Source organism: Allobosea robiniae (genome assembly GCF_900102525.1).
In the GTDB taxonomy this organism is placed as follows: Bacteria; Pseudomonadota; Alphaproteobacteria; order Rhizobiales; family Beijerinckiaceae; genus Allobosea; species Allobosea robiniae.
This window is the reverse complement of the sequence record NZ_FNBZ01000004.1, coordinates 102,561-113,851: the sequence shown is the minus strand read 5'-3', so window position 1 is coordinate 113,851 and position 11,291 is coordinate 102,561. Positions and strand designations below refer to the sequence as shown.

7 protein-coding genes are annotated in these 11,291 nt (G+C 69.7%); 6 read left to right on the top strand and 1 reads right to left on the bottom strand.

Going from position 1 to position 11,291, the window contains the following annotated elements; translation table 11 throughout:
- Positions 1 to 3 precede the first annotated feature (3 nt).
- From BLQ70_RS12395 to trxA, 5 genes are all read left to right on the top strand, one after another.
- Positions 4 to 711, top strand: a complete 708-nt coding sequence (locus BLQ70_RS12395) for a nucleotidyltransferase family protein (RefSeq protein WP_091857237.1) — start codon at positions 4 to 6, stop codon at positions 709 to 711.
- Positions 704 to 3,811 carry a double-strand break repair protein AddB gene (addB, locus tag BLQ70_RS12390; protein WP_170843390.1) on the top strand — a complete coding sequence of 1,036 codons (3,108 nt, stop codon included), beginning with the start codon at positions 704 to 706 and terminating at the stop codon, positions 3,809 to 3,811. Before BLQ70_RS12395 ends, addB begins: the two co-directional genes overlap by 8 nt.
- On the top strand, positions 3,808 to 7,296 hold the full coding sequence (gene addA, locus BLQ70_RS12385) for a double-strand break repair helicase AddA (RefSeq protein ID WP_091857235.1): 3,489 nt from the start codon (positions 3,808 to 3,810) through the stop codon (positions 7,294 to 7,296). Before addB ends, addA begins: the two co-directional genes overlap by 4 nt.
- Positions 7,293 to 7,952, top strand: coding sequence for a DUF1345 domain-containing protein (locus tag BLQ70_RS12380; RefSeq protein WP_061971780.1), 660 nt, complete (start codon positions 7,293 to 7,295; stop codon positions 7,950 to 7,952). Before addA ends, BLQ70_RS12380 begins: the two co-directional genes overlap by 4 nt.
- A 116-nt stretch (positions 7,953 to 8,068) precedes the next feature.
- The gene (gene trxA, locus BLQ70_RS12375) at positions 8,069 to 8,389 is read left to right on the top strand and encodes a thioredoxin (protein ID WP_061971781.1); all 321 of its coding nucleotides are present in this window, start codon (positions 8,069 to 8,071) and stop codon (positions 8,387 to 8,389) included.
- A gap of 77 nt (positions 8,390 to 8,466) precedes the next feature.
- On the opposite strand, the gene BLQ70_RS12370 is transcribed toward trxA, so the two are convergent.
- The gene (locus tag BLQ70_RS12370; RefSeq protein ID WP_061971783.1) at positions 8,467 to 8,853 is read right to left on the bottom strand and encodes a DoxX family protein; all 387 of its coding nucleotides are present in this window, start codon (positions 8,851 to 8,853) and stop codon (positions 8,467 to 8,469) included.
- A 258-nt stretch (positions 8,854 to 9,111) separates the two neighbouring features.
- On the opposite strand from BLQ70_RS12370, the gene BLQ70_RS12365 reads away from it, so the two are divergent.
- On the top strand, positions 9,112 to 11,274 hold the full coding sequence (locus BLQ70_RS12365) for a transglycosylase domain-containing protein (RefSeq protein WP_425284574.1): 2,163 nt from the start codon (positions 9,112 to 9,114) through the stop codon (positions 11,272 to 11,274).
- Positions 11,275 to 11,291: the final 17 nt, after the last annotated feature.

Genomic DNA, 11,291 nt, shown 5'->3' with positions numbered 1-11,291 from the left:
GCGATGGTGCTGGCGGCCGGGCTCGGGCAGCGCATGCGCCCGATCACCGACACGCTGCCGAAGCCGCTGGTCAGGATCGGCGGCAAGGCGATGCTCGACCATATGCTCGACCGGCTGGCCGAGGCCGGCGTCGAGGAAGCGGTCGTCAACGTCCACCATCTCGCCGGGCAGGTCGAAACGCATCTCGTCGATCGCACCCGCCCCCGCATCACCATCTCGGATGAACGCGCGGAGCTGCTGGAGACCGGCGGCGGCGTCCGGAAGGCGCTGCCCTTGCTGGGTGCCGCGCCCTTCTTCCACGTCAATTCCGATGCGCTCTGGCGCGAGACCGGCCGGCCCGCGATGAAGGCGATGGCGGCCGCCTGGGACCCCGCGCGGATGGACATGCTGCTCCTGCTCGCCGATCGCGAAACCAGCCTCGGCTTCGACGGTGCCGGCGATTTTGTCCTGGCCGATGACGCCCGCCTGTCCCGCCGGGGCAGCGCCGCGAGCGCACCTCACGTCTATGCCGGCGTCGCGATCCTGAAGCCGGAGCTCTTTGCCGATACGCCGGAAGGGCCGTTCTCGCTCAACCTGCTCTTCGACCGTGCCATCGCGCGCGGCCGCCTGTTCGGCGAGCGGCTGGAAGGCCGCTGGCTGCATGTCGGCACGCCCGAGGCGATCGCGCCGGCCGAGGCCGTGTTCGCCGCCGCCCAGCCGGTCGATGCCTGAGCTCAACCTGTTCAGCATCCCGGCCGGCGCCCCCTTCTTGGAGGTGCTGGCGCAGGCGATGCTCGACGGGCGGCTGGGCCCGGTCCACGACCCCGCCGATCCCGCGGCGATGGCGCGCGCGACACTCTACCTGCCGACGCGCCGCGCCGCCCGCGCCTTCGCCGCGATCCTCGCCGGAAAGCTTGGCGGCAGGCCCTTGCTGCTGCCGCGCATCGTCCCGCTCGGCGATGTCGACGAAGCCGAAACGGCGCTGATCGGCGCCGGTGCCTGGGCAGAAGAACGCGTCTCGCCGATCGCCCCGCTCGAACGCCGCATGCTGCTGACGCGGCTGGTCGATGCCTGGGGCCGCACGGCCAATCGCAGCCATCTCAAGCTCGATCCGGCCGAGCCCGCGCTGGTGCCGGCGACGCTGGCCGAGGCCTATGGGCTCGCCGGCGATCTCGCGGCCCTGCTAGACCAGATGCAGACCGAAGGCGTTTCGGTCGAACGGCTCGCCTCGCTCGATGCCGCCCGTTTCGATCGCGTCTGGCAGCTCAATGCCGGCTTCCTCGCCATTCTCGGCGAAGCCTGGCCCGAAATCCTCGTCGAGCGCGGCGCCTGCGATCCGGCCGCCTTCCGCAACCGCATGCTCGCGGCCGAGCGCGACAGGCTGGTTGGCGGCGGGGCGAGCGGGCCGATCATCGCCGCCGGCTCGACCGGTACGGTTCCGGCCACGGCCCGGCTGCTCGCGGCCATCGCGAGACTGCCGAACGGAGCGGTGGTCCTGCCCGGCATCGATCTCGGACTGGAGGCTCGCGCCTGGGATGCGATCGCGAAGGAGCCGGCCCATTCGCATCCGCAGGCCGCCCTGCATCACCTGATGGAGACCCTCGCCGCGGATCGTGACGATGTCCGTGAGCTGGCGCAGCCCGCCGCCGCACGCGAAGCCCGCGCCGCGCTGCTGCGCGAGGCGATGTTGCCGGCCTCGGTCACCGAACTCTGGTCCGATCTCGGGGCGCGTGTTCCGGAAAGGATGGCGGCGGAGGGCTTCCAGGATCTGCGCGTCGTCGAGGCTGCGGATGAACGCGAGGAGGCGCTCATCGTCGCCATCGCCCTGCGCGAGACGCTGGAGCGGCCCGGCGCCCATGCAGCGTTGGTGACGCCGGATCGCGGGCTGGCCGAGCGCGTCGCGGTCGAGCTCAGGCGCTGGGGCGTCGAGGTCGACGATTCCGCCGGCCTGCCGCTCGGGCGTTGGCCGGCCGGTTCGCTGCTGCGCCTGATCCTCGAAGCGGTACTGGCCGAGATGGCGCCGGTCGCGCTTGTGCCATTGCTCGCCCACCCGCTCTGCCGGCTCGGCCTCGGGAAGGCGGCGCTGACACACGGCGCTGCCGCGCTCGATATTGGGACATGGCGCGGGCAGGCGGTGGGCCGGGGGATGCCCGGGCTGGAAGTCGCGCTCGCAAACTGGGAGGCGATCCGCAAAAGCGGGCACGTTCCGCGTCCGCGCGCCCGGCTGGCGGCGGAGGACCAGGCGACCGCCGCTGCCGTATTGCGTGGACTCGGGGCAGCAAGCGCATCCTTGCGCGAGGCATTCGCCGCCGCGACGCCGTCATTGGCCACCGTCGTCGCCGCAGCGCGCGAAGCTGTCACCGCCTTCAGCCAGAGCGAGGCGGGCACGCCGCTCGCCTTCGTCGGGCCGGATGGCGAGGCCCTGTCAGGGCTCTTCGACGAACTCGCCGCCGCCGAGGCCGTCATGCCGCCGGATGGCACGGCGCGGGATTTCGTCGCCATCCTCGACGGGCTGCTGGCCGAGACCGTGGTCAAGCGTGCAACGCCCGGCTATCCGCGCGTCGCGATCTGGGGGCTGCTCGAAGCGCGCCTGCTGGAGGCTGACCATGTCGTGCTCGGCGGGCTCAACGAGACCGTCTGGCCGCCGCAGACCACGACCGATTCCTTCATCAACCGGCCGATGCGGGCCGAGCTCGGCCTGTCGCCGCCGGAGCGGCGCGTCGGCCAGACTGCGCATGACTTCGTCATGGCCGCTCTGGCGCCGCAGGTGACGCTGACGCGCCCCCGCAAGGCCGGCGAGGCCGAGACCATCGCCTCGCGCTTCTGGCAGCGCCTGCAGGCGGTGACGCCGCAGCCGGTCTGGGCGAAGGCCGTGGACGAGGGGGCGAAGCTGCGGGCTTTGGCCGGTATCCTGAGCGCTCCCGCCGATGTCAGGCCGACCGCCCGTCCGGCGCCGCGCCCGCCGCGCGATCTCCAGCCGCTCTCGCTCAGCGTTACCGAGGTCGAGACGCTCTATCGCGACCCCTACCAGATCCATGCCCGCAAGATCCTGAAGCTCGACGCGCTCGATGATCTCGTGGCGGACCCGACCGCGCAGGATCGCGGCAAGCTCTTGCACGGCATCGTCGAGGAATTCACCACGACCTATCCCGAAGGGCTGCCGGCGGATGCGCTCGGCCAATTGGTCGAGATCGGCGCCCGGCTCTTCCGCGCCTATGACGACGTGCCGGAGGTCAAGGCCTTCTGGTGGCCGCGCTTCCTGCTGACGGCTGGCCATTTCATCCGCTGGGAGGAGCGCCGACGCGGCGATATCGGCCGCATCGGCGTCGAGCTCTTCACGGTCGCGAGCTTCCCGCTCGCCGATGGCAGCGAATTCCGCTTGAGCGGCAAGGCCGACCGGATCGAGCTGACGCGAACACCTTCGCTGCGCATCGTCGATTTCAAGACGGGAGCGCCGCCCTCCAAGAAGCAGGTCGAGAAGGGCTTTGCACCGCAATTGACACTGGAAGCCGATCTGGCGGCGCGCGCCGGCTTCAAGGGGCTGGCCGGGCCGCTGCCGGTCGACGACGTGCTCTATATCAAGCTCCACCACGATCCCAAGAGCTGGGGAACGAGCACGCCGTTCAAGTTCGGCGACGAGTCTTTGGCCGATGTCGCCGCGCTTCATCTCGAACGCCTGCTCGAATATCTCGGCGCCCTGCGCTCGGGCCGCGAGCCCTTCGTCTCGCGCCGCGCGCCCGACTATATCCGCTATGCCAGCCCCTATGACCACCTCGCCCGCGTCAAGGAATGGTCGGCGGCGCCCGGTGGTGACGAGGGGGGCGAGGTATGAGGCCCGGCTGGATCGTCCCGTCGCTGACCAACCAGCGCCAGGCGCAGGCCGCCGATCCCGGCCTTTCCGCCTGGGTCTCGGCCAATGCCGGCTCGGGCAAGACCCATGTGCTGGTCAACCGCGTGCTCAGGCTGCTGCTCGACGATGTCGCGCCCGGCCGGATGCTCTGCATCACCTATACCAAGGCGGCGGCCGCCAATATGGCCAACCGCATCTTCAGGGCCTTGAGTGCCTGGGCGACGCTCTCCGACGAGGCGCTCGCCAAGGAGCTGGCGAACCTCACCGGCCGGGCACCGAATGCGGCCGAGCGGGCCAAGGCCCGCCGCCTTTTCGCGCAGGCGCTGGAGACGCCGGGCGGCCTGCGCATCGAGACGATCCACGCCTTCTGCACGCGGGTGCTGCAGGCAGCCCCGTTCGAGGCGAATGTGCCGCCCCGCTTCGAGGTCGCCGACGATCTGGCGCAGGCCGAGATGCTGCGCGCCGCGCGCCGCGAGTTGCTCGCCCTCGTCGCTGCCGAGCCGAATGGGCCGGAAGCGCGCGCACTCGACCTGCTCGCAAGGCTCGCGGCGCAGGACTCGTTCGAGACCATGTTCCAGGAGGCGCTGCGCCAGCGCGCCCTGTTCAGCGACGAGAATGGCCGGGCTCGCGATCCAGAGGCGGTGAAGGCCGGCATCGCCGCCTTCCTCGGTATCCCGCCGGATCTGTCGGCCGACGCGGTCAGGGCGTGCTTCCGCGCCGATCTGGCCGTACTGCCGGGCCTTCACGCGCTGGTCGAGGCGCTCCAGGCGGGCAGTGCCACGCGCCAGACCTTCGCGGCGACGCTGCGGACGCTGCTCGCCGGGCAGGATGACGGCGATCCCGTCGCCTTCTGTCGGCGCGGCTTCATCACCGAGGCCGGCACGGTCAACGCCAATATCCGCGGCAAGGGCAAATCCGAGTTCGACGGTGCCGTGCTCGCAACGCTGGAGGCGCTCGCCGCCTGTCTGCTCGCCGCCGCCGAACAGGTGAACGCCGTCGCCATCCGCGACCGCAGCGCGGCGCTTGGCCTTTTGGTGACGCGCATGCTCGCCTCCTACCAGCGCCAGAAGAGCCTGCGCTCGCTGCTCGACTATGACGACCTGATCGCACGCACGCGCTCGCTGCTGGAGCGGATCGAGGCGGCCTGGGTGCTGTACAAGCTCGATGCCGGCATCGACCACATCCTGCTCGACGAGGCGCAGGACACCGGCGAGGCGCAATGGGCGATCCTGCGCAAGCTTGCCGAGGAGTTCACCAGCGGCGGCGATCTCCGGGCGAAGCCGCGCACCATCTTCGTCGTCGGCGACGAGAAGCAGTCGATCTACGGTTTCCAGGGCGCCGCGCCCGCCGCGTTCGGCGAGGAGCGCCGGGCGCTCGAGACGCGGGTTACGGCCGCGAAACAGGATTTCGAGGCGATCAGCCTCAACACCTCCTTCCGCTCGGCGCCGGACATCATGCAGGCGGTGGATGCTGTCTTCGCGCTGCCCGAGCACGCGCGCGGCCTCGTCTTCGACGGTGCGGCGCGGCCGGAAATCCACGATACGGTCCGTCGCAACGCACCCGGAACCGTCGATATCTGGCCGCTCGCCGCGAACGATACCGGCGAGCCGCCCGATGCCTGGACGACGCCGGTCGACGCACCCGAGCGGCGCAGCGGCACGGTGAAGCTCGCCGAGCGCATCGCGCGCACCTTGCGGCGCTGGCACGACGCCGGCCGCGACGATCTCGGCCATCCCTTCGCGGCGGGCGACGTTATGATCCTGCTGCGCCAGCGCGGTGCGCTGTTCGAGGCGATCGTCAAGGCGTTGAAGGATGCCGGCGTCCCCGTCGCCGGCCGCGATCGTTTGACGCTGGCCGAGCATCCGGCGGTGGAGGATCTCGTCGTGCTCGGCCGCGCCCTGCTGCTGCCCGACGATGACCTGACGCTCGCCACCGCGCTCAAGACGCCCTTGATCGATCTCGACGACGACGATCTTCTGCGCCTTGCGCCGAACCGCAAGGGCTCGCTGCGTGCCGCTCTGCAGGAGGCGGCGGCCGGCGAACCGCGCTATGCCGCTGCCGAGGCGAAGCTCACCCATTGGACGCGGGAGGCCGGGCGTTGCGGGCCGTTCCGCTTCTTCGCCGACCTGCTCGGCCCCGGTGGCGGGCGCAACCTCGCCCTGGCCCGGCTGGGCGCCGAGTCCGGCGACGCGCTCGATGCCTTCCTCAACGCCGCGCTCGATCACGAGCGCCGCTACGGCCCCTCGCTCGCCGGTTTCCTCCAGCATGTCGCCGGCAGCGCCGCCGATGTGAAGCGCGATCTCTCGGCCAGCGCCGGTGAGGTCCGCGTCATGACCGTGCATGGTTCGAAGGGGCTGGAGGCGAAGATCGTCATCCTCGCCGATCTCGGGCCTGAGCCCGGTGCGAGGCGCCTGCCGAAGATCCTGGCCGTGCCGTCGCCCCATGGTGAGCTCGTGCCGCTCTGGCCACCCGCCGCCGCGGAGGACGTATCGGCGACCGCTGCGGCCAAGGCCGTGGTGGTCGCGCAGATGGTCGAGGAGCATCATCGCCTGCTCTATGTCGCGATGACCCGCGCCGAGGACCGGCTGATCGTCTGTGGCGTGCAAGCCAAGGGCGAGGCGCCGCCCGGAAGCTGGTATGCGATGATCGAGCAGGGGCTGATGCGGTCGGAAGCCGGCCTGAAGCCGATCGGCGACGAGGCGATGCTGCGCTTCATGGTCTCCGCGCCGTCATCGGCAGAAGAGGAGACCGGCCGGATACAAGGAGAGGCCGTGCCTTCCGCCGTGCCGTCCTGGCTGTCCGAGCGGGTCGCGCGCGAAGCCGAACCCTTGCCGCCGCTGAAGCCGTCGAGCGCGCTTGCCGCGGCTGATGGCGAGGAGCGGCCGGGCGACGGTCCTTTCCTCGCCGAAGCGGCGGCGGCCGGCCGGCTGGCGCATTTGCTCCTGCAGGTCCTGCCGGGCGTTCCCGAGGCGCGTCGCCCGGCGACGGCGGCGGCCCTGGCGCAGGCGCGTGGCGGAGCCCTGCCGCCCGAAAGGCGGGCAATCATCGTCACGGACGCCCTGCACCTGCTGGCCGCCCCGGCGCTGGCCAGGCTCTTCGCCCCGGATGCCCTGGCGGAAGTCCCTGTCGCGGGTTCGATCCGCCTGGCGGATGGCGCGGCGCGGGCCGTATCCGGGCGGATCGACCGGTTGGCGGTGACCGCCGAGAGCGTCGTCGTCGCCGATTTCAAGACCACGGCCCGGCCCCCGCGCGAGGCCGATGCGATCCCGGTCACGACGATCGCCCAGCTTGCCGCCTATGCCGCGCTGATGCGGGAGATCTATCCGGGGCGGGAGGTTCGGGCTCTGGTGATCTATACGGCGAGCCTCGCCTGTTTCGAACTGGAGGCCGGCCGCCTCGACACCGCGCTCGCGGCCCTGGCCGCCGGTGAGGAAGCCGCTTCCGCCGAGGGATCGTTCCCGCCATGAAATTCGTGCCGCATTCCCTCGCCCTGCGCCCGCGTCTGCTGATCGCTCTGGCCGCGGGAGCCTTGCTCGCGATGCTGTTGCCGGGCGACTGGCGCTGGGCGACGCGCCTGCTGGTCGCCTGGGATGCCGGCGCCGTCCTCTATCTCGGCCTGCTGGCAGCGACGATGTTCACGGAGACGGTCGATCAGATTCGGGCGCGGGCGGAGCAGCAGGACGAGGGCGCCGTCGCCATCCTCGTCATATCCTGCCTCGCGGCGACGGCGAGCCTTGCGGCCATCGCGGTCCAGCTCACCGGCATCGGGGCGGTGCCGGCGGCTGAGCGCGGCGCCCATCTCGCGCTCGGCGGCGTCACGATCCTGTGTTCCTGGACGTTGCTGCACGCCTTCTTCACCCTGCACTATGCCGGCATCTATTATCGCGGCGGCAAGACCGAGCCCTGTCTCGATTTTCCCGGCAGCGGCACGCCGAACTATGTCGATTTCCTGTATTTCTCCTGCACGATCGGCTGCACCTCGCAGACCTCGGATGTCGGCGTGACCACGCGCCGCGCGCGCGGCGTCGTGCTTGTGCATTCGATCCTGGCCTTCGTCTTCAACACCTCGATCCTGGCGATGGCGATCAATGTCGGGGCGAGCCTGGTCTCGGGCGGGTCGTGACGCGCCGGCCTCACCTCCGCCCTGCGGTGCACGCGCCTTGACCGGAGGGGCCGGCGTTCATAGCTTCGCTGGCGAAGGGCGACGATGCCGCCCATGGATTCGAAAGGCAGCCAGTCATGGCAACGAGCAAGGTAACCGACGCGAGCTTCGAGGCCGATGTCCTGAAGTCGTCCGAGCCGGTCGTGGTGGATTTTTGGGCGGAATGGTGCGGTCCCTGCCGCATGATCGGCCCGGCGCTCGAGGAAATCGCGACCGAGCTCGGCGGCAAGGTCAAGATCGTCAAGATGAATGTCGACGAGAACCAGCAGATTCCGGCTCAGTTCGGCATCCGCTCGATCCCGACGCTGATGCTGTTCAAGGACGGCAAGCTCGCCTCCCAGAAGGTCGGCGCCGCCCCCAAGAGCGATCTCTCGCGCTGGATCTCCGCGGCGGTCTGATCCGCCTGCTTCAGACATGAAAAAAGGCCCGCTTCCGATAAGGAGGCGGGCCTTTCGTCGTCATGCGCCGTCGAATGTCAGTTCTTGCGGGAATCGAGCGCGAAGGCGCCGGGGCCGGCGGTCGCGATGTAGAGGAAGATGAAGCAGAACAGCATTGCCGCCTCGCCGCCGTTCAGCAGCGGATAGAAGCCCTTCGAGCCATGGGCCATCCAGTAGGCGACGGCCATCAGGCCGGAGAGAACGAAGGCGGCCGGCCGGGTGAAGAACCCGACGAGGACGAGCGCGCCGCCGACGATCTCGATCACGCCGGCGGTCCAGGGCAGGCTCATGGCGGAGGGCAGGCCCCAGGACGGAGCAGCCGGGAAGCCGAACAGCTTCTGCGTGCCGTGCGAGATGAAGCTCAGCGCGGCGAAGATGCGAAGCAGGCCGAGTGCATAGGGCTGGAAGCGCGACAGAAACTGCATGCGGTGGTCCTTGGTTGGGGAGAACTGCGGATGGCTCAGGTGTTCAAGTTTCGGGTTCTAGGCGAGCCTCCTGAATTTGCGCAATATCCGATTTGATGACGATTTCGTTTGCGTGTTTGCAAGTTCGATCACGTTTGCGCGACGGCTGTGTCCCTGCCGCCGCAGTGCACGCTTTACGAACCCTTAAAAGCGCCATGTTTGAATCCTGTGTGACCTGACCGCATTGCGATGCGGCATGGCGGCCGAAAACGGGGCAGGATGAACGACCGGATTGCACGAGGCGAGCGGCGCGAGCCCTCCTTTGGATATGAGCGTGGCGAAGGCCATGTGGACGGTGACATGCGCCTTTCTCCAGACGATCGCCCTTCGCGTTTCCGGAACGCTCCGGCACAGCCCGAGCCGAGCCGGCAGCTCCGCAACCCGCCCAAGCGCGGCAACAAGCGTAGCGGTGGCGGCGGTGGGGGCAAGCGTCGTGGCGGGCATCGCCGCCGCTCGTTCCTGGGCGGGCTGTTCTACTGGACGATGGTGCTCGGCCTCTGGTGCGTCATCGGCCTTGGCGGGCTCATCGCCTATCACGCGTCGCAATTGCCGCCGATCGACCAGCTCACCGTGCCGAAGCGGCCGCCGAACATCGCGATCCTCGCCGCCGACGGCTCGCTCCTCGCCAATCGCGGCGAGACCGGCGGGCGCACCGTCACCATCGGCGAGATTCCGCCCTATCTGCCGCGGGCCTTCGTCGCGATCGAGGACCGGCGCTTCTACGAGCATTTCGGCATCGATCCGATCGGCATCACTCGCGCGCTCGTCACCAACCTGCGCGGGCGCGGCGTGGCGCAGGGCGGCTCGACCCTGACCCAGCAGCTCGCCAAGAACCTGTTCCTGACGCAGGAGCGTACCGCCGCCCGCAAGATCCAGGAGGCGATCCTGGCGCTCTGGCTGGAGCGCACCTACACCAAGGACCAGATCCTCGAGCTCTACCTGAATCGCGTCTATTTCGGCTCCGGCGCCTATGGCGTCGAGGCTGCCGCCCAGCGCTATTTCAACAAGTCGGCGCGCTCGGTGACGATCGCGGAGGCGGCGATGCTGGCCGGCCTCGTCCAGGCGCCGTCGCGCCTGGCGCCCAACCGCAATCCCGAGGCGGCCGAGAAGCGCGCCCAGCTCGTCATCGCCGCGATGGCCGACCAGGGCTTCATCACGCAGGCCGCGGCCAAGACCGCGCTGACGGCGCCGGCCGAGGTGCCGGAGCGCGTCGGGGCGGGCTCGGTCAACTATGCCGCTGACTACGTCATGGACGTGCTCGACGATTTCATTGGCGCGGTCGACGGCGATGTCACCGTCCTCACCACGATCGATTCGAAATTGCAGGCGTCGGCCGAGACGATCCTGGTCGATGCGCTGTCCGCGCAGGGCGCCAAGCTGAACGCGTCTCAGGGCGCGGTCGTCTCGCTCGCGCCTGACGGGGCGATCCGCGCCCTGATCGGCGGCCGCGACTATACCAAGAGCCAGTTCAACCGCGCCACGGCGGCGCGCCGCCAGCCGGGCTCGTCCTTCAAGCCCCTCGTCTATCTCACGGCGATGGAGAAGGGCCTGACCCCCGACACCATCCGCGACGACGCCCCGGTCTCGATCAAGGGCTGGGAGCCGGAGAATTATTCGCGCAACTATCGCGGCCCGGTGACGCTGGCGACGGCGATGCAGCATTCGCTCAACACGGTCGCCGCGCGGCTGATCCAGGAGGTGACGCCCAAGGAGGTCGTCCGCACCGCCCAGCGCCTCGGCATCTCCTCGGCCCTGCAGCCGAACCTGTCGCTGGCGCTCGGCACCTCGGAGGTGACGCCGCTGGAGATGACCGCGGCCTACGCGACCTTCGCCAATGGCGGCCAGTCGGTGCTGCCCTATGTCATCCGCGAGGTGCGCCAGACCACCGGCAAGGTCGTGTATGCCCGCAAGGCAACGAGCCTCGGCCAGGTCATCCAGCCGCAATATCTCGCGATGATGGACACGATGTTCACCGGCGTGATGAACGGCGGCACCGGCAGCAAGTTCAACATCCCGGGCTGGCAGGTCGGCGGCAAGTCCGGCACGACGCAGGATTACGGCGACGCCTGGTTTGTCGGCTTCACCGCCAAGCTCGTCACGGCCGTCTGGGTCGGCAACGACGACAATTCGAAGATGAAGCGCGTCACCGGCAGCGGCCTGCCCGGCGAGATCTGGGGCAAGTACATGAAGGCCGCCCATGCCGGAGCGCAGCCGATTCCGTTGCCCGGCGGCTTCTGGCAGGGCGCGCCGCGGCCGCTCGATCTGGGCGCGCCGGTCGCCGAGGCCCGCCAGCCGGAGGCGCCCCCGCCCACCAGCGACCGGGCCTGGGTGCCGCCGGCGCCGCAGGAGAAGAACTTCTTCGAGCGTCTTTTCGGCGGCTGACGAACCCTGTCGTCATT